Origin of the sequence: Phycicoccus sp. Soil802 (assembly GCF_001429605.1) — a bacterium.
In the GTDB taxonomy this organism is placed as follows: Bacteria; Actinomycetota; Actinomycetes; order Actinomycetales; family Dermatophilaceae; genus Pedococcus.
Window position 1 is genome coordinate 377,874 of sequence record NZ_LMSS01000003.1, and the last position, 17,349, is coordinate 395,222.

18 protein-coding genes are annotated in these 17,349 nt (G+C 72.2%); 10 read left to right on the plus strand and 8 right to left on the minus strand.

Features of this window, described 5'->3' with window-relative positions:
* Nucleotides 1–187: 187 nt before the first annotated feature.
* Both ASG91_RS08440 and ASG91_RS08445 read right to left on the minus strand, forming a co-directional pair.
* On the minus strand, nucleotides 188–2,341 hold the full coding sequence (locus ASG91_RS08440) for an alpha/beta hydrolase (protein WP_056922178.1): 2,154 nt from the start codon (nucleotides 2,339–2,341) through the stop codon (nucleotides 188–190).
* Between the two features lie 27 nt (nucleotides 2,342–2,368).
* Complete coding sequence (locus ASG91_RS08445) at nucleotides 2,369–3,448, minus strand: class I SAM-dependent methyltransferase (RefSeq protein WP_056922179.1); 1,080 nt, start codon at nucleotides 3,446–3,448, stop codon at nucleotides 2,369–2,371.
* Nucleotides 3,449–3,599: 151 nt separating this feature from the next.
* Here ASG91_RS08445 and ASG91_RS08450 point away from each other — a divergent pair, with 151 nt between their 5' ends.
* Nucleotides 3,600–6,326 carry a LuxR family transcriptional regulator gene (locus ASG91_RS08450; RefSeq protein WP_056922180.1) on the plus strand — a complete coding sequence of 909 codons (2,727 nt, stop codon included), beginning with the start codon at nucleotides 3,600–3,602 and terminating at the stop codon, nucleotides 6,324–6,326.
* Here ASG91_RS08450 and ASG91_RS08455 read toward each other — a convergent pair.
* The 5 genes from ASG91_RS08455 to ASG91_RS08475 are packed head-to-tail and all read right to left on the minus strand — an operon-like array spanning nucleotide 6,323 to nucleotide 10,251.
* Nucleotides 6,323–7,087, minus strand: a complete 765-nt coding sequence (locus ASG91_RS08455; RefSeq protein WP_056922181.1) for a 3-hydroxyacyl-CoA dehydrogenase — start codon at nucleotides 7,085–7,087, stop codon at nucleotides 6,323–6,325. The genes ASG91_RS08450 and ASG91_RS08455 overlap by 4 nt on opposite strands.
* 6 nt (nucleotides 7,088–7,093) lie before the next feature.
* On the minus strand, nucleotides 7,094–8,287 hold the full coding sequence (locus ASG91_RS08460; RefSeq protein WP_056922182.1) for an acyl-CoA dehydrogenase family protein: 1,194 nt from the start codon (nucleotides 8,285–8,287) through the stop codon (nucleotides 7,094–7,096).
* 46 nt (nucleotides 8,288–8,333) lie between these two features.
* Nucleotides 8,334–9,182, minus strand: coding sequence for an SGNH/GDSL hydrolase family protein (locus ASG91_RS08465; RefSeq protein ID WP_371262037.1), 849 nt, complete (start codon nucleotides 9,180–9,182; stop codon nucleotides 8,334–8,336).
* A complete protein-coding gene (locus tag ASG91_RS08470) occupies nucleotides 9,179–9,856 on the minus strand; it encodes a uracil-DNA glycosylase (RefSeq protein ID WP_056922183.1) in 678 nt (225 codons plus the stop codon). The genes ASG91_RS08465 and ASG91_RS08470 overlap by 4 nt, the downstream gene beginning before the upstream one ends.
* Nucleotides 9,857–9,900: 44 nt before the next feature.
* Nucleotides 9,901–10,251, minus strand: coding sequence for an ArsR/SmtB family transcription factor (locus ASG91_RS08475; protein WP_371262042.1), 351 nt, complete (start codon nucleotides 10,249–10,251; stop codon nucleotides 9,901–9,903).
* Between the two features lie 175 nt (nucleotides 10,252–10,426).
* Between ASG91_RS08475 and ASG91_RS08480 the strand changes: the two genes are divergently transcribed.
* The 9 genes from ASG91_RS08480 to ASG91_RS08520 all read left to right on the plus strand — a co-directional run bounded on the left by ASG91_RS08480 (nucleotide 10,427) and on the right by ASG91_RS08520 (nucleotide 16,734).
* Nucleotides 10,427–11,116 (plus strand): aquaporin, encoded by a 690-nt coding sequence (locus tag ASG91_RS08480; RefSeq protein WP_371262038.1) that lies wholly within the window; start codon nucleotides 10,427–10,429, stop codon nucleotides 11,114–11,116.
* Nucleotides 11,113–11,535 (plus strand): arsenate reductase ArsC, encoded by a 423-nt coding sequence (locus tag ASG91_RS08485; protein ID WP_056922185.1) that lies wholly within the window; start codon nucleotides 11,113–11,115, stop codon nucleotides 11,533–11,535. The genes ASG91_RS08480 and ASG91_RS08485 overlap by 4 nt, the downstream gene beginning before the upstream one ends.
* 103 nt (nucleotides 11,536–11,638) lie before the next feature.
* Nucleotides 11,639–12,292: an HAD family hydrolase gene (locus tag ASG91_RS08490; RefSeq protein ID WP_056922186.1), complete on the plus strand. Its 654-nt coding sequence runs from the start codon at nucleotides 11,639–11,641 to the stop codon at nucleotides 12,290–12,292.
* Nucleotides 12,293–12,336: 44 nt separating this feature from the next.
* Nucleotides 12,337–13,707, plus strand: coding sequence for an aminotransferase class V-fold PLP-dependent enzyme (locus ASG91_RS08495; RefSeq protein ID WP_056922187.1), 1,371 nt, complete (start codon nucleotides 12,337–12,339; stop codon nucleotides 13,705–13,707).
* Between the two features lie 245 nt (nucleotides 13,708–13,952).
* Entirely contained in the window at nucleotides 13,953–14,243 is a 291-nt protein-coding gene (locus ASG91_RS08500; RefSeq protein WP_056922188.1) for a DUF3263 domain-containing protein, read from the plus strand.
* Between the two features lie 139 nt (nucleotides 14,244–14,382).
* Nucleotides 14,383–14,838 (plus strand): GNAT family N-acetyltransferase, encoded by a 456-nt coding sequence (locus tag ASG91_RS08505; protein ID WP_162257524.1) that lies wholly within the window; start codon nucleotides 14,383–14,385, stop codon nucleotides 14,836–14,838.
* The gene (locus tag ASG91_RS08510) at nucleotides 14,838–15,248 is read left to right on the plus strand and encodes a VOC family protein (protein WP_056922190.1); all 411 of its coding nucleotides are present in this window, start codon (nucleotides 14,838–14,840) and stop codon (nucleotides 15,246–15,248) included. Before ASG91_RS08505 ends, ASG91_RS08510 begins: the two co-directional genes overlap by 1 nt.
* Nucleotides 15,248–16,294, plus strand: a complete 1,047-nt coding sequence (locus ASG91_RS08515; protein ID WP_056922191.1) for a P1 family peptidase — start codon at nucleotides 15,248–15,250, stop codon at nucleotides 16,292–16,294. The genes ASG91_RS08510 and ASG91_RS08515 overlap by 1 nt, the downstream gene beginning before the upstream one ends.
* Complete coding sequence (locus ASG91_RS08520; RefSeq protein ID WP_157606226.1) at nucleotides 16,294–16,734, plus strand: hypothetical protein; 441 nt, start codon at nucleotides 16,294–16,296, stop codon at nucleotides 16,732–16,734. Before ASG91_RS08515 ends, ASG91_RS08520 begins: the two co-directional genes overlap by 1 nt.
* 111 nt (nucleotides 16,735–16,845) lie before the next feature.
* Here the strand turns inward: ASG91_RS08520 and ASG91_RS08525 are convergent, their stop codons facing one another.
* Nucleotides 16,846–17,283, minus strand: coding sequence for a phage tail protein (locus ASG91_RS08525; RefSeq protein ID WP_056922192.1), 438 nt, complete (start codon nucleotides 17,281–17,283; stop codon nucleotides 16,846–16,848).
* Between the last annotated feature and the right edge of the window lie 66 nt (nucleotides 17,284–17,349).

Consider the following 17,349-nt stretch of genomic DNA (forward strand, 5'->3'; position numbering starts at 1 on the left):
GTGGGACACCCGACGCCTCCAAGTCAGGCCCAACTCGCCATGGTGCCACGCGGCGCGCAACCGGTGAACAGTCGAACTGCGTAGTGCCGGACCGGTCTCGACGGTGACCGCTCCCAGCTCGAGCGCATGGTCGTCCTCGCGGAACAGGCGTCCTCGCTGCGGTTCGACGGGCGGTTGGCCAACGCGCTCAGAGCAGCTCAGCGATGAGCTCGCCCGCCCGGGCTGCGCCGTCGTCCTCGACCGGCCGGTAGTCGACGGCACGGCCCAGGTTCGCGACGATCGCGGCGGCCAGGCCGTCAGGGTCGGCCGCCTCTTCGTAGGGCAGCATCGCGCCGGCGCGGTAGCGCTCCAGCCGGTGCCGCACGTGGAAGTTCTGCTCGAAGTGGTGGCGCAACGGGACATAAAGGAACGGCGTGCGACTCGCTGTCAGCTCCATGCACGTGGTGAGGCCGCCCTGGACGACCGCGAGATCGGCTGCGGCGAGGTGCTTGTAGAGGTCGGGCACCATCCCGCGCACCGTGACGCCATGTCGTCGTGGCAACGCGCCACGGTCGATGCGCGGCCCCGTCACGACGAGGAACCGCAGGTCCGGTATCTCCCGTCGAGCCAGCGGCACGGCGTCCAGCACCCGCTTCAGCAGGGGCGTCCCCACCCCGGAGCCGCCCACGGTCACCACGCAGACCGGTGCGTCCGCGGGATGTGCGAGCTCGGTGCGGAGCCGGCCCCGGTCGGAGATCTCCGTCTGGTCGAAGCCGGTGACGTAGCCGGCGAAGTCGAAGTTCGCCTCGGTCCACTCGCGGATGCCCGGCAGACCGGGCCCGAAGTCATGGGGCACCACGTCGTCGGGTGACCCGACGAAGATCGAGCGGTCGCGCACCCACCGGTGCCGCGCCCGGTGCTCGAGCATCTCCGCGTTGTAGTCGGCCGTCAGGGCTGCCTCGGCCGCCCCTCCCTCCGGCATCGGCAGCCACCCGACGAAGTCGGTCATCCACGCGAACGGGAATCGCTTGAGCTCCGGGTTCTCGTGCAGGAAGTAGTCCAGGTCCCAGGCCTCGTCACCGACGACGAGGTCGTACTGCTCGTCGCGGACGACGTCGTCGAAGACCATGAAGTTCTGGACGAGGACCTCGTCCATCCGCCGGATCGCCTGGAAGGCGTGCAGGTCGTGCTCGCCGGCTTCGTGCTCGATGTGCGCGGACTCGTTGGCCAGCCACGCCGATGCGGGATGGACCAGCTCGCCGGCGCGCTCGAGCACGGTGGTCACGGGATGCTGCGCCAGCCAGGAGATCTCGAGGTCGGGATGCCGCTTGCGCAGCTCGTCGGCGATGGCGAGGTCGCGGCGGGCGTGACCCAGCCCGATGGGGGAGGAGAGGAACAGTGCCTTGCGCCGCCGGCGGTCGGCCCGCGACCAGCTCGGGCGGGCTCCGGCAGCCCCCGCGGCGGGGGTGCCGCCGCACCGCTCTGCGAAGTCGCGGATGAGGTGGTTCACGACCACCGGGTGGCGAGCGGACGGCCCGTGGCCGCAGCCCTCGAGCAGCACGACCGAACCGCCGGTCAGCTCCGCGATGCGCTGGCTGACGGCGGCCGGCGAGATCACGTCGTGGGTGCCGTGGACGAGCAGGACCGGACAGTTGACGCGGGCACAGACCTCCTCGATGGGCGTCGTCGCGATGCCGTCGAACCCGTGCATCCCTGCGGTGGCATCGGCGACCGCCTGGGGTGTGGTCTCGAGCGCCCAGCCGACCGCATCCTCGATCTGTTTGGTGGAGTGCGGCTCGCCGAACATCTGACCGAAGAAGAACGCCAGGAAGTCGCCGTAGCCGTTCTCGAGCCAGTACTGGCGGTTGTACTTGGCCCATCCCTCGGTGCTCGTCGTCGGGCCCTCCCAGTCGATGAGGTCGCGCCCGGTCCGCGGGATGTCGACGTTGCTCGACCCACCGAGGCCGAGGAGCCCCACCACCCGGTCGGGGTGCGCGGCAGCCAGGTGGAGGCCCCAGGTAAGACCCCACGAAAGGCCGACCACGACGGCCTTCGCGGTCGCGGTGGCGTCGAGCACGGCCAGGGCGTCGGCGGCATACACCTCGTCGGTGTAGGCCGCCCCGCCCACCGGCCGGTCGGACCGGCCGTTCCCCCGCCCGTCGAACGTCACGACTCGGAAATGCCTTGCCAGGTAACCGATCTGGGCCTTCCAGATGCGGGAGTGCACCACCGTCCAGGTCGGCATGAGCAGGACGGTGGTGCTTCCCCCTCCATAGACCGCATAGCCGATCACGACGCCGTCGCGGGTGACGGTGCCCGTGGTGGCCGGCTCGGTCGCCGGCGCCTGCGGTCGTGGTGCCATCGGTTCAGTCTGCTCCGTCGCGCCCGGTCAGGGCCGGACTTCGAGGACCCGGTTGAACGGCGTCTGCGCCACCGAGGCGAACCTCGAGAAGCCACTCGTCGTCACCACGTCGCGGATCCGGGCCGGTCCGGCCTGGGTGCCCAGCGCCAGCCCCACGTCCTGGGCCAGTGACGACGGCGTGCAGAGCAGGGTGGAGAAACCGTAGTAGGCGCGGCCGACCGGGTTGAGGTTGTCGCTGACGGCGTCGCCGGCCATCGGCTCGACGACCATCCAGGTGCCCTCGGGCGCGATCGCCTGGCGCACGTGCTTGGCCGCGCCCACCGGGTCGCCCATGTCGTGCAGGGCGTCGAACGTGGTCACGAGGTCGAACCCCGATCCGCTGAAGGCCGTCGCCGGGGCCACCTCGAAGGTGGCCCGGTCTGCGACGCCGGCGTCCTGCGCGCGCTGTCGGGCCGCTGCGATCGACGCCTCGTGGTAGTCGGACCCTACGAAGGTCGAGTTCGGGAAGGCCTGCGCCATGATGATCGTCGAGGCGCCGTAGCCGCAGCCGATGTCGGCCACCCTGGCGCCGCGTTCGAGCTTGTCGACCACGCCGTCGAGCGCGGGGAGCCACTCGCCGACGAGGTGTGCGTTGTACATCGTGCGGAAGAACCGCTCGCAGCCGTCGTGGACGTCGCCGTGGTGCTCGTGCCAGCCGACCCCGGCCTGGTTGCGGGCCGCCTGCAGGATGCTGTCCGTGTCGTGCGTGGTGCCCAGCGCGATCTGGAAGAACCCGGGCAGGTATGCCGGGCTGCTGGGGTCCGTGAGCGCCGTCGCCTGCTCCGGTGGCAGGGTGTAGTGACCCGTGCTCTCGTCGTACTCGACGTAGCCACCAGCGGCCTGGGCGTTCAGCCACTCCCGCGCGTAGTGCTCGTCGGTGCTGGTCTGCTGGGCCAGCCGTGAGGCAGTGGTGGGGCCGGAGTCGGCCATCGCCTGGTAGTAGCCCAGCTTGTCGCCCAACACGACGAGCGCCGTGTTGAGGGTGGCGCCGACCTCGTCGACAGCCTTGAAGACGAAAGCCATCAGCTTGTCGACGTCGATGGCGGGAGCCTCGTGCGTGGTGGTCATGGTGCTGTCCTTTGCAGTGGTCCGATTCTCCTTGGGCATGCGCCCTGCTCGCGCCGCGGAAGGTGTGGTGGAGACGCTAGGAGCGTGAGCAGGGTCCTCGAATCCGTTGACCCCCCTAGTCATCTCGCGGTGATCTGGTCAGACTGACGAAGTGCTCGTCGGGCGCGAGGTTGAGCAGCGGGTCATCGAGCAGCTGCTTGCTGGTGCCCGGGTCGGAGACAGTGGCGTGCTCGTCATCTCCGGCGATCCCGGCATCGGCAAGACCGGGCTGCTCGACCACGCCCGTGCCCTGGCCGCGGCGATGCGGGTCCTCTCCGCTCGGGGGGTGGAGGCCGAGCGGGAGGTCACGTTCGGTGGCCTGCACCAGGTCTGCGTCCCCCTGCTGCCCCTGCTGGACGAGCTTCCCGGCCCGCAGGCCGAGGCGCTGGCCGTCGCGCTCGCCGTGCGCACCGGCCCGACCCCGGCGCGGTTCGCCGTGGGTGCGGCGGTGCTGGGGCTGCTGACGCGAGCGGCCGACGAGATGCCGCTGGCGGTCGTGATCGACGACGGCCACCTCTTCGACGAGTCGTCCGCGCAGGCGCTCGCCTTCGCGGCGAGGCGGGTGGTGAGTGACCGGATCGCCATCGTCGTGGCGATGCGACCCGTCCAGGACTCGGCCTTCGCCGGGCTGCCCACCCTGCACCTGGGGCCGCTGTCGGTGGAAGGCGCCCGCACCCTGCTCGAGAGCGCCAGGTCGGAGCACTGGACGGCCGCTCGGGTGGCCCGCTTCCACGAGGCCACGGGTGGCAACCCCCTCGCCATCCTCGACCTCGCCGGTGAGGCCGAACGGCTCAGCGGCGCTCCGCCCCACACGCCGGTCGCACTCACGGGCGCCCTGCTCGCGGCATACTCCCGCAAGGCACTCGCGCTGTCGGCTGAGGCGGGCACCGCCCTGCTCCTCGCCGCCACCGACAACCACGACCTGGCCGCCCTGGGCCGAGCCTGCCGTGCGGCCGGGGTCGACCTGGCGGCTCTCGAGGAGGCCGAGAGTGCGGGTCTGGTGCGGCTGACCGACATCGCGGTCGAGTTCCACCACCCGCTCGTGCGGGCCGCCGTCTATGGAGAGGCCAGCGCGGCCTCGCGGAGGGAGGCCCACCGCCTCCTGGCCGCAGCGGTGGAGCACGGCGAGCTCGACCGTCGTGCCTGGCACCTGGCCGAAGCCGCTGTCGGACCGGACGACCCCGCGGCCGCACTGCTCGAGACCGCTGCCGAGGACGCCGGCCGGAGGGGAGCCAATGCCGTGGCCTCGGCACAGCTGGTCAGGTCAGCCGCGCACACTGCCGACGGCGGTCTGCGCGGCGAGCGGCTGCTGCGCGCGGGTGACCAGGCCTGGCTGGCGGGCGCCAGCGAGGAGGCTGCCAGGCTCCTGCGTCAGTCGCTCGCCCTGGCCCGGTCGCCGCTGGACCGGGCGCGCGTGCTGGGGCGGCTGGGATCCATCGAATCCCGCTGTGGGTCGTTGGAGCAGGCCCGGGACCTGCTCTTCGCCGCGGCGGACGACGCGACTCCGCACGATCCGGACGCGGCAGCGCTCCTGCTCGCCGACGCGGTGGAGGCATGCGTCTACTTGTGCGACTCCGCCTCCGGCCTGCGCGCGGCCGAGCAGCTGGTCGACCTGACCGGCTCGTCAGCGTCGCCGTCGGCACGCCGCATCGGGCGGATGGCGGCGGGGTTCGCCCTCGTCCTCGGTGGGCGAGCCGACCGCGGCGCCGACCTCATCAGGGCAGCGATGGCCGAACCCCCCGATGACAGCGCGGGGAGCGACCAGTGGCGGTTCCGGTGGGCGCTGCTCGGCCCGATGTTCCTTCGCGAGGCCGGGGAGGTCAGGGCGACCATGGCCGAGGCAGTGCGCACCGTGCGGACCGAGGCGGCCGTGGGCATGCTGCCGTTCCTGCTCACCCTGATCTCGCGCGACCACGCGGCCTCGGACGGCTGGGCCGACGCCGAGGCCGGCTACGTCGAGGCGATCCGACTGGCGCAGGAGACGGGGCACCACACGGACCTGGCGCTCGCCAGTGGCGGCTTCGCATGGCTGCTCGCCCGCCAGGGCCGCGCCGAGGAGTCTCGACACCACGGCGGGGAGGCCGTGCGGCTCGGCACTGTGCACTCGGCCTGGTTGGCGATGGTGTGGGCGGCCTTCGGCGCAGCCGACCTCGAGGCGGCCACCGGGCGCCCCGAGGCAGCCAAGGAGTCCTACGAGGCGCTCGCCGACATGCTGTCGGACCTGGGGGTCACCGACCCGGACCTCTCGCCGGGTCCTGAGCTGGTCGAGTGCTGCTGGCAGCTGGGCGAGCCGCTGGACGCTGTCTCGATCGCCGAGGACTACCTCGCCGCGGCACGCGCCAAGGGTCAGCCCTGGGCGCTGGCCCGAGCCCACCGGGCCCTGGGCGTGGCGCGCGGGCTGGACGAGGGGGAGGCCGAGTTCGTCGAGGCGCTGCGCCTGCACGCGCTGACTCCGGATCCGTTCGAGTCGGCGCGGACGCGGCTGGCGTACGGCTCGGTCCTGCGTCGGTCACGACGCCGCGTCCACGCCCGCCCCCCGCTGCGCGAGGCGCTGGCCACCTTCGAGCACCTGGGTGCGGTCCCCTGGGCCGACCGGGCCGCCGTCGAGCTGGAGGCGACCGGCGAGACGGCGCTGCGCCGGGGGGCCGGGGTGATCGCGGCGTTGACGCCCCAGGAGCGCCAGATCGCCACGTTGCTGGCGCAGGGTCGCACCAGCCGGGAGGCTGCCGTGGCGTTGTTCCTCAGCCCCAAGACGGTGGAGTACCACCTGCGCCACGTCTACATCAAGCTCGGGATCCACTCACGCGAAGACCTCGCCAAGGCGATGGCAGACGGTTAGCGCGGGGGCATCCGCAGGGCGCCGTCGAGCCGGATGACCTCGCCGTTGAGCATCGCGTTGTCGACGACGTGGCGCACCAGGTTGGCGTACTCGTCGGGGCTGCCGAGCCTGGACGGGTGCGGCACCTGGGCCTCGAGGACGGCCTTGACGTCGCCCGGGAGCCCGCTGAGCATCGGCGTCTCGAACGTCCCCGGAGCGATCGTCATGACGCGAATTCCCTTGTCCGCCAAGTCGCGAGCCGCGCTGAGAGTGAGGCCGACGACGCCACCCTTGCTCGCGGCATACGCGGCCTGGCCGATCTGGCCGTCGTAGGCGGCGATGGACGCGGTCATGACGACGACACCGCGGTCCCCGTCGAGGGGCTCGTTGTCGAGCATCGCGGCCGCGGCGAGCCGCAGGACGTTGAACGTGCCGATCAGGTTGATCGTGACGACGTTGGTGAAGTCCTCGAGCGGCAGGGGTCCGCGCTTGCCGACGACCCGACCGGGGGTGCCGATCCCGGCGCAGTTGACCACGATCCGCAACGTGCCGAGCTCCCTGGCGACGTCGATCGCCGCCTGCACCTGCGCCTCGTCGCGGACGTCCGTGGCCACGAACCGCGCGCGCTCGCCGAGCTCCGCGGCCAGCGCCTCGCCCGGGGAGGAGGGGAGGTCGAGGATCACGACGGCCGCACCGTCGGCGTGCAGCCGACGGACCGTGGCCCCGCCGAGGCCGCTGGCTCCGCCGGTGACGAGCGCGACGGTGGAATCGTTGATCTGCAAGGTTTCTCAGCCTCTCTTGGACAAGCTCGACGAGTTCTTCAGGAGCTGGCGGCTGATGACGAGCCGCTGGATCTGGTTCGTGCCCTCGAAGATCTGGGTGACCTTGGCCTCACGCATGTAGCGCTCGAGGGGGAAGTCCTGGGTGTAGCCGGCGCCGCCGAGCACCTGTACGGCATCGGTGGTCACGCGCATGGCATTGTCGGTGCAGACCAGCTTGGCCACGGCCGCCTCCTTGGTGAAGGGGCGCCCGGCGTCGTGCAGCCGAGCGGCGTGCAGGTAGGACGCCCGGGCGCTCGTGACGGCTGCTTCCATGTCGGCGAGGAGGAAGGCCAGCCCCTGGTTGTCGCCGATGGGGCGCCCGAACTGCTCGCGCTCCTTGGCATAGGCCACCGCACGGTCGAGGGCAGCCTGCGCCAATCCCGTTGCGGCAGCGGCGATTCCGAGGCGACCGGAGTCGAGGGCTGACAGTGCGATGGCCATGCCCTGGCCCGGCGTGCCGACCAGCCGGTCGGCCGGGACCTGGACGCCCTCGAAGTGCACCTCGCTCACGGTGTCGCAGTGCAGCCCCATCTTCTTCTCGGGGGCGCCGAATGCGAGACCCTCGGCGTCACCCGGCACGACGATGCACGACAGCCCGCGGCCGCCGTCGTCGGACGTGCGCACGAAGGCGGTGTAGAAGTCGGCGTGGCCGGCGTGGCTGATCCAGGCCTTCGTGCCCTTGAGCGTGTATGCCGTGGGGTCGGCTTCGTCGTCGGCGGTCGCCCGGGCGCTCATCGACGCGACGTCGGAGCCGGAGTTGCGCTCGGACAGGCAGTAGGCGCCGAGCTGGTCGCCGGACAGCATGGCGGGGAGCAGGGCCTCCTGCTGGGCCCGCGAGCCGAACTCGGCGACGGGGTAGCAGGTCAGGGAGTGGACCGAGACGCCGACGGCGACCGACATCCAGACCGAGGCGATCTCCTCGACGACCTGGAGGTAGACCTCGTAGGGCTGGCCGCCGCCACCGAAGTCCTCGGGGTAGGGGAGCGACAGCAGTCCGGCCCGGCCCAGCACGCGGAAGGCGTCTCGCGGGAGCTCCGGCGTGGTGGCGGCCCGGCGCTCCGCCTCGTCGACCTGCGGGAGCAGCTCCTTCTGGCAGATCTCGCGCGTGAGGTCGATGAGGTCCTGGCCCTCCTCGGTGGGCATCAGACGGGTCGCAGGCATGGCCTGATGGTAGTAGTAGGACGTCCTAGTACCTGAATCGCGCAGGTCAGGCGGGGTCGACGGGGGTGAGCTCGGGGCGCTTGGCCTGCACGGTGTCACCGGACGACTCGCCCCTGAGCCGGCGCTGCACCCAGGGGGCGAGGTGGGTCCTGGCCCACTCGGCGTTCGCGGCGGCCGACTCGCGCCGGGCCTGCGGAGGTTGTGGCGGCAGAGGCGTCGACCAGTCGGCCCGGTCGGTGTCGTGGCCGAGCGCCGAGAGCGCGTTGAGGGCGACCCGTCGGTGGCCCTCGGTCGTCATGTGGATCCGGTCGTCGGCCCACAGCCGGAAGTCCTGCAACGCCGTCATGCCCCACTGGTTGATGACGTAGGCGCCGTGCTGCTGGGCGATGCTGAAGATGTTGGCCGAGTGGATCGCGTGCCGACCCCGCAGGTGCCTGAGCAGCGGCGCCCCGACCGGGTCGGTCGGCGTCGCGAGGAGCACGTCGGCACCCGCCTCGCGCAACCGCACGACGGCTGCCTCGAGCCGGGCCGCGATGGCGTCGAGGTCGGCCTTGGGCCGCAGGATGTCGTTGCCCCCGCCGACCATCGAGACGAGGTCGGGGCCGAGCGCGATCGCCGCGTCGAGCTGCGGACCGATCACGTCGGCGAGCAGGCGGCCACGCACGGCCAGGTTGGCGTAGGCGACCTCGCCGCCCTCCCGGTGCGCGATGGCGGCGAGGTGCATGGCGAGCCGGTCGGCCCACCCGACGTAGGCGTTGTCGCGCTCCGGGTCGGCGTCGGACATGCCCTCGGTGAAGGAGTCGCCGATCGCGACGTAGCGGTGCCAGACCTTGCCGCGCTCGGGCAGGTGGGTCTGGTTGTCGTCCGTGGTCACGGGCTCGGGTGCGTCGGTCACGGCAGGCTCCAGTCGATCGGTGCGGCGCCCTGCTGGGCGAGGAGTTCGTTGGCACGGCTGAACGGCTTGCTCCCGAAGAAGCCCGAGTGCGCCGACAGGGGCGAGGGGTGGGCGCTCTCGATGGCCGGTATGCCGGGCAGGTGCGGCACGAGGTTCCTGGCGTCCCTGCCCCACAGGATCGCGACGAGTGGTCCGCCGCGTTCGACGAGGGCCGCGATCGCGGCCGCCGTCACCGACTCCCAGCCCTTGCCGCGATGGCTCGCCGGCTTGCCCGGGGCGACGGTGAGCACCCGGTTGAGCAGCAGCACCCCCTGGTCGGCCCACGGCGACAGGTCGCCGGATGCCGGCCGGGGGAGCCCGAGGTCGCTCTCCAGCTCGGTGTAGATGTTGACCAGCGAGCGGGGGACCGGCCGCACGTCGGGCGCGACGGAGAAGGACAGCCCGACCGCGTGGCCCGGCGTCGGGTAGGGGTCCTGCCCGACGATCAGCACCCGCACGTCGTCGAGGGGGCGCTCGAACGCGCGCAGCACGTGCTTGCCCGCGGGCAGGTAGCCCCGTCCGGCGGCGACCTCCGCGCGCAGGAACTCACCGAGCCCCGCGACGGTGTCGGCCACGGGTGCCAGGGCGGCCGCCCACGAGGGGTGGACGAGCTCGGTCAGGGCGGCGGGCGGCATACCCAGAAACTAGCCCGGCTCCCGCGCGCAGGCTCAGGTGGGCGTCAGCGGAAGATCGCGGCCAGGTCGTCGAGCCGCGCGGGCACCAGCTGGAACCACGCCCACGTCCCACGGCGCTCACGGGTCAGGAGGCCCGCCTCGGTCAGCACCTTGAGGTGGTGGCTCACGGTCGGTTGGCTGAGACCCACGGCGGGCGTGAGGTCGCAGACGCAGGCCTCGTGTCCCTTGGACGACCGGATCAGGGACAGCAGCTGGAGCCGCACCGGGTCAGCCACCGCCTTGAGCAGCTGGGCGGTCGCCTCGGCCTGCTCTCGACCCATCGCGTCGTCGGTCGTCAGCGTGCCACAGCAGGCGTCGCCGTCGGCCGCCGTCGTGTCGCGCAGGGTGGCGATCAGCTGGGGCACGGGTCCTCCTGGGTCGCGGTGGGCAGGCCCGCACTCGATATTGACAAACATCGATGCAGGCGTTTCACTTCCTGCATTGACCATAGTCGATGCAACCGTCGACGCACCATTCGATGGAGGAGCGAGTCATGGCTGACACCACCTGCTGCGGCGGCTGCGGCTGCGAGTGCTGACCACTCGGCTGCGGGTCAGGCTGGCGGCCGAGTCGCTCGGCGCCGCAGGCCTGCTCGCGGCTGTCGTCGGCTCCGGCGTGATGGCCCAACGGCTGACCGACGACGTCGCCCTCCAGCTCCTAGTCAACGCGGCGGCCACGGCAACCGTCCTCGGCGTGCTGGTCTCCAGCCTCGCGCCCCTCAGCGGCGCGCACCTCAACCCCGCCGCCACGCTCGCCGAGGCAGTCCGCGGCCGGCACGCCTGGCGCGAGGTCGCCCCCTACGTCGTCGCCCAGGTGGTCGGCGCCGTGGTCGGCACCGCACTGGCCAACCTCATGTTCGGGCTGCCCGCGCTGCACCTGTCCCACCACGAGCGCGCCGGCGCCGGCCTGTGGCTCGGCGAGGTCGTGGCGACGGCGGGACTCGTGCTCACCATCGGGCTCCTGCGCGACGGTGGCCGGGCCGCCCTCGTCGTCCCCGCCTGGATCTTCGGCGCCTACTTCCTGACCTCCTCGACGTCGTTCGCGAACCCCGCGGTCACCGTGGCCCGCGCCTTCTCCGACACCTTCGCGGGCATCGCCCCCGCCAGCGTCCCGGCCTTCGTCGTCGCCCAGCTGGTCGGCGCCGCCGCGGCCATCGGCCTCCTCCGTATCCTCGAGGTCCCCACTCCTGAAAGCACCGCAACCCGAGAGAGCGCCGCATGAGTGACAAGCCGTCCGTCCTGTTCGTCTGTGTCCACAACGCCGGGCGCTCGCAGATGGCCGCGGCATACCTCGCTCACCTCGGGGGTGGCGCCGTCGAGGTGCGGTCCGCCGGGAGCGAGCCGGCCGACGAGGTCAACCCCGCTGCCGTCGCCGCGATGGCCGAGGAGGGCATCGACATCGCCGCCGAGACCCCGAAGGTGCTCACCGTCGAGGCCGTGGAGGCCTCCGACGTGGTCGTCACGATGGGGTGCGGCGACACCTGCCCCTACTTCCCGGGCAAGCGCTACGAGGACTGGGTGCTCGACGACCCGGCCGGCCAAGGGGTCGAGGCGGTGCGCCCGATCCGGGACGAGATCCGCGGCCGCGTCGAGGCGCTCCTGCACGAGCTCGGCATCGAACCCGCCACCGGCGGGTCCTGAAGGCACCGGGCCAGGACGCTGTGCACTGCCCCACGGGGGTGGGGCAGTGCCTGGCCTCGCGGGCCCGTGCGGCCGACCTCGCCGAAGGCCGTAGCCTCGAGCCGTGACTCCCCGCTGGCCCGTGGTCCTGTTCGACTTCGACGGCACCCTCGCCGACACCATCCCGCTCATCGTCGCGTCGTACCACCACGCCCTCGGCGCGGTCCTCGGCCAGGCGGCCCCCGAGGACGAGGTCCGCTCGTGGATCGGACGACCGCTCCAGCCGGTGCTCGAGGAGCGCTACCCGGGGCGTGGCGCCGAGCTCACCGACGTCTACCGCACCTGGAACCTGGCCAACCACGACGAGCTCATCCGCACCGTCGAGGGAGTGCCGCAGCTGCTCGACGACCTGCACGCCGCCGGGGCCCGCACCGGCGTGGTCTCCAGCAAGAAGGGCGACACCGTGCGCCTCGGGCTACGCGCCGTCGGTCTCGAGGACCGCATCGACGTGCTGGCAGGACAGGAGGAGACCACCCTCCACAAGCCCCACCCCGCGCCCCTCCTGTATGCCGCCGCGCAGCTCGGCGCCGCACCGCACGACTGCGTCTACGTCGGTGACGCGACCGTCGACGTCGAGGCCGCCCGCGCCGCGGGGATGGGTGCGGTGGCCGTCACCTGGGGGGCCGGTCTCGAGGCGGCACTGGCTGCGACCAGCCCGGACGCCCTCGTCAGGGACGTGGCCGGGCTGCGGGCGGCGCTGTTCGACGACGGGGCCTGACTGAGCCCTGCACCCGGTGCCACGCTGCGCCCTAGACTCGCCGCGTGCACGGCTACAGCGACCAGAACCTCGAGGCCCTCGGCGACGCGATCCTCGCCTACTCCGCCGACCGCCTGAAGCTCGACCCGGTCCCACTCGACGGGCCCCAGACGCTCGCGGAGCTCGACGCCGCGGCCGGCCAGACCATCACCGTCGACGGCATTGGTGGGCTCGAGGCGCTCAAGCTCTTCGAGGAGCACCTCGCGCAGGCCTGCATCTCGACCGACCACCCGCGCTACCTGTCCTTCATCCCCTGCGCCCCGACCGAGGCCGCGGCGATGTTCGACCTCGTGGTCGGGGCGTCGTCGATCTACGGCGGCTCCTGGCTCGAGGGAGCCGGTGCGGTGTACGCCGAGAACCAGGCCCTGCGCTGGATCGCCGACCTGGTCGGCCTGCCGAAGGAGGCCGGTGGCGTCTTCGTGCCCGGCGGCACCATCGGCAACCTCTCGGCCCTCGTGGCCGCCCGCCACACCGCGCGGGTGAAGGCGGCCCACGATGCTCGCAGCGGTGCGGGCGCTCGGCTGTGGCGGGTCGCCGCGACGCACGGTGCGCACTCCTCGATCCAGTCGGCCTGCGACGTCATGGATGCCGAGCTGGTCGGCGTCGAGGTGGACGACCGCGGTCGCCTCAGCGGTGCGGCCCTGCGCGAGGTCCTGGTCGCCAACGGCCCCGAGACGTTCTTCGCGGTGGTCGCCACCAGCGGCACCACCAACTTCGGGATCGTCGACGACCTCGCCTCGGTGGCCGAGGTCTGCCGTGAGTTCGGGATCTGGTTCCACGTCGACGGTGCCTACGGCGGCGCGGGTCTGGCGGCCCCCTCGGTCCGCCATCTCTACGCCGGCATCGAGCACTGCGACTCGTTCATCGTCGACCCGCACAAGTGGCTGTTCGCGCCGTTCGACTGCTGTGCGCTGATCTACCGCGAGCCGGCCCTGGCCCGAGCCGCGCACACCCAGCACGCCTCCTACCTCGACGTCCTCACCGACAAGCCCGACTGGAACCCCACCGACTACTCCGTCGGCCTGACCCGCCGGGCGCGTGGCCTGCCGTTCTGGTTCTCCCTCGCCACCCACGGCACCGATGCCTACCGCGAGGCCGTCGAGCGGACGCTGGAGGTCACCCGGTTCGCTGCCGAGGAGATCGCCCGGCGCGACTACCTCGAGGTGGTCCGCGAGCCCGACCTCTCCGTGGTGGTCTTCCGTCGGCCCGGGTGGACGGCGGCGCAGTACCAGGAGTGGTCGGACCGGCTGCTGGCCGACCAGTTCGCCTTCGTCGTCCCCACCTCACACCTCGGCGAGACCCTGACCCGGTTCGCCATCGTCAACCCGCGCACCTCCGAGGACGACATCGTGGCCATCCTCGACACGATGGCCTGATCGTGGGAACAACCCTTCAAGTGGGCTGATGGCTGCACCTGCTGTGGGGCTTGGCGACGCTGATGTGGCGAGTGGGACGGGTGTGACCAGAGCCGTCCAGACTGCGCCGTTCGGACTAGCCGACTCGAATGACAAGCGTGTGATTCGCTCCGTATAGTTGGGCCTGCACGGACGGAACCACGTCTGCACGCCAGGTCTGCACCACATCAGGTCTGCAACACATCAGGCGAAGATTGGGTCGAGAGTTGAACGCCGCACACGAGCAGGGTCAGGTCAGCGTCACCACGGAGCTGAGCGATCGTGACCGCGAGATCATCGCCTTCGAGCGCCAGTGGTGGAAGTACGCCGGCGCCAAGGAGCAGGCGATCCGCGAGCTGTTCGACATGAGCGCCACCCGCTACTACCAGGTGCTCAACGCCCTCATCGACTCCCAGGCCGCGCTCGAGGCCGACCCGATGCTCATCAAGCGCCTGCGCCGGTTGCGCGCCTCGCGCCAGCGCGCCCGCAGCGCCCGCCGGTTGGGCATCCAGCTCTGACCGAGCCCCCTGGTTCACCAACGCCCGTGCAGAAGTGACTGTACGGGCGTTGTTGCGTCCGCACCGGTGCCCGCGGCGTCTGGTCGTGGGTGCAGGCGAACCGGTGTCCCGGTGCACTCCCGCGTGGTTGACTTCTGGCGTGGGCGAAGTGCGAACCCGGTTGGCAGGTCCCGATGACGCGCTCGTCGTGGCGGCCCTGACGCTGCAGTGCGCCCGGCACCGGGGTGGCCAGAGCGAGGTCGGCTTCCTCGACCGGTTCGCCCGCGCCTGGTCGGCCAGCCAGAAGGTCCGCCCGGTCTGGATCGCCGAGGCCGGCGACGACCACGCCGGCTACCTCCAGGGCCTGGTCGTCGAGCCGTTGCCCTGGCCCGGCCGGGTGCCCGGAGCCGGCGCGGAGCTGGTCGTCGACACGTTCTTCGTCCGCCCCGAACACCGCGGCATCGGCGCGGGGGAGATGCTGCTCAACGCCGCCGTGGGCTGGGCCCGCGACTCGGGCCTGCGCGCCGTCACGATCGCTGCGGGCGTCCACACCACCGCCATGGTCGAACGCGTGGGCTTCGTCGCCGACGCCCGCGCCTACCGGATGGAGCTGTGATGGGAGCTGAGTTCAAGATCGGGTCGATCGTCGTCAACGTCCGTGACGTCCCACGCGCGATGGCCTTCTGGGCGGCAGCCCTCGACTACGCGCCGCGCTACGAGCCCGAGCCCGACTGGGTGATCCTGAGTCCCCGCGACGGTGTCGGACCCAACCTCTCCCTCAACCTCGGCGACACCCGGCCGCTGCTGCACCCCCACATCCACCTCGACCTCTACGCCCACGACCAGGCGGCCGAGATCGAGCGGCTCGTGCAGCTGGGGGCGCACCGGGTCCAGGACTGGCAGTACCCCGAGGGAGAGCGCGACTTCGAGGTGCTGGAGGACCCCGACGGCAACCGGTTCTGCATCATCGACGCCCGGCCCGACGCGCCAGACGCGACCGACGCACCCGACGCGACCGCCGACTGATGCGCCCGGGGCCCACGAACTCGCTCACCGACGTGCCCGGACTGCGGGTCGGTCACGCCACCCGCCGCGAGGACGGCTGGCTCACCGGCTGCACCGTGGTGGTCGCTCCGGACGACGGTGCGGTGGCTGGCGTGGACGTCCGCGGCGGCGCGCCGGGCACGCGCGAGACCGACCTGCTCGACCCACGCAACCTCGTCGACCGGGTCAACGCCGTGATGCTCACCGGCGGGAGCGCGTTCGGGCTCGCGGTCGCCGACGGCGTGGTGCAGCAGCTGTATGCCGCCGGGCTGGGTTGGCCGATGGGCGAGCCCGGGCAGGTGGTCCCGATCGTGCCGGCGGCGGTGCTCTTCGACCTGGGCCGGGGCGGCGAGTTCGCGAACGCCCCGACCGCCGCCGACGGTGCCGACGCGTTCGCGGTGGCGTCCGCCGACGCGGTGCTCCAGGGGTGTGTCGGTGCCGGGACGGGAGCCCGGGCCGGTGGGCTCAAGGGCGCGATCGGCTCGGCGAGTGCGGTCCTCGACGACGGCACGACCGTCGCGGCCCTCGTCGCCCTCAACTCGTTCGGCGCGCCCCACGACGAGCGCACCGGTGAGCTGCTCGCGGCGCGCTACGGGCTCGGCGACGAGTTCGCCCACGTCGGGGTCCCGAGCGCCGACGAGCTGGCCGCCGCGCGCGCCCGGGCCGACGCGGCATACGAGGGACAGCCGGTGCGGCCGGGGATGGCGACGGTGATCGGCGTCATCGCCACGGACGCAACCCTCACCAAGGCGCAGTGCCAGAAGGTCAGCGGGCTCGGGCACGACGGGCTCGCCCGGGCGATCCACCCGGTGCACACGTTGCTCGACGGCGACACGCTGTTCACCCTGGCGACCGGAGAGCGGCCCGCCCCGGAGCTGCCGGCCCTGCACGCCCTCATGGTGGCGGCGGGCGACTGCGTGACCAGGGCGGTCGGCCACGCCACGCTGGCCGCCGAGTCGGTCGCCAACGGCACCGTCGACCTCCGGTCGTACCGCGACGCCTTCCCCTCGGCTGTCAGGATGGGCTGATGGACCCCGACTGGAGCACGCCCGAAGGACTCGCTGCGATCAAGGACGCCCTGGCCTCCACCATCGACGGCTGGGCGCCACCGGTCGCGTATGCCGTGGGCATCAGCTCGGCGTCGTCGTCGCCGGAGCTGGAGTTCCCCCACGTCAACGCCCCGGGCGGCAGGCACGCCCTCCCCGCGGTGGTCCTGGCCAAGGTGCTCGGGCACGCGAACGGGTCGCGGACCTACGACCTGTCCCGCCAGCAGCTGGAGGCCGCGGTGGAGACGTTGCGCCCTGCGGAGGCCTGCACCAGCCTCGAGCACCCCAACCTCGCGGCCTGGCGCACCGTCCTCGCCGAGCTCGACGCCAACCCGGCGCGCACGGCTTACGCCGTCTTCGTCGCCGACCTCGACGACCCGGTGGAGTCCGAGGCCGACGCCACCCTGCGCACCCTGCTCTGACCGAGCCTCAGCCGGCGTCCCACGTCGATCCGTGACGCCCGTTCCACGGATCGACGTGGCTGTGGCGTCGCCGGGTCGATCGGTGCCGCTGGCGGCAGGGATCGCCCGTAGCTAGACCTCGACGTCCATGGAGTCGAAGGCGAGCTCCACCGTCTCGACGACCAGGTCGCTGGCGGCGGCGTCGAGGGGGCTCAGCCGGTAGACCGCCGGGAAGGCGTTGCGGAACTTCCAGGTCAGGACGAGCTGGCCGGTCCCGTCCAGCAGCCTGACGACCACGTTGCGGTCGACGGTGGGATCGCCGTTGCGGGCGGCCTCCCACCAGTTCCAGAGGTCGAGGTTGGTGGTCAGCCCCCGGCTGAGGACGAGGTGGGTGTAGCTGGCGAGCCCGGGCTGCTTGCGCGGCTCGTTCGCCTTGTCGTCGCCCGAGCGGTAGGCCACCTCGTCGAGCAGGGCCACCGGGAGGTCGACGTGGGAGAACGACGCGTCGTCCGTCCCGGCGAAGTCGACGAGGAAGTTCGAGCCCTCGAGCGGGTCGGGGTGCGATGCCATGTCTCAGGGTGGCACCAGCCGGCCGCGACGGCGACCCCCACCGGCGTACGCCGGACGCGGACACGT

Excerpts from the sequence above, each read along its gene's own strand:
- ASG91_RS08440 (WP_056922178.1), bottom strand. The coding sequence starts at position 2,341 with ATGGCACCACGACCGCAGGCGCCGGCGACCGAGCCGGCCACCACGGGC.
- ASG91_RS08445 (WP_056922179.1), bottom strand. The coding sequence starts at position 3,448 with ATGACCACCACGCACGAGGCTCCCGCCATCGACGTCGACAAGCTGATG.
- ASG91_RS08460 (WP_056922182.1), bottom strand. The coding sequence starts at position 8,287 with ATGCCTGCGACCCGTCTGATGCCCACCGAGGAGGGCCAGGACCTCATC.
- ASG91_RS08470 (WP_056922183.1), bottom strand. The coding sequence starts at position 9,856 with ATGCCGCCCGCCGCCCTGACCGAGCTCGTCCACCCCTCGTGGGCGGCC.
- ASG91_RS08485 (WP_056922185.1), top strand. The coding sequence starts at position 11,113 with ATGAGTGACAAGCCGTCCGTCCTGTTCGTCTGTGTCCACAACGCCGGG.
- ASG91_RS08510 (WP_056922190.1), top strand. The coding sequence starts at position 14,838 with ATGGGAGCTGAGTTCAAGATCGGGTCGATCGTCGTCAACGTCCGTGAC.
- ASG91_RS08515 (WP_056922191.1), top strand. The coding sequence starts at position 15,248 with ATGCGCCCGGGGCCCACGAACTCGCTCACCGACGTGCCCGGACTGCGG.
- ASG91_RS08520 (WP_157606226.1), top strand. The coding sequence starts at position 16,294 with ATGGACCCCGACTGGAGCACGCCCGAAGGACTCGCTGCGATCAAGGAC.
- ASG91_RS08525 (WP_056922192.1), bottom strand. The coding sequence starts at position 17,283 with ATGGCATCGCACCCCGACCCGCTCGAGGGCTCGAACTTCCTCGTCGAC.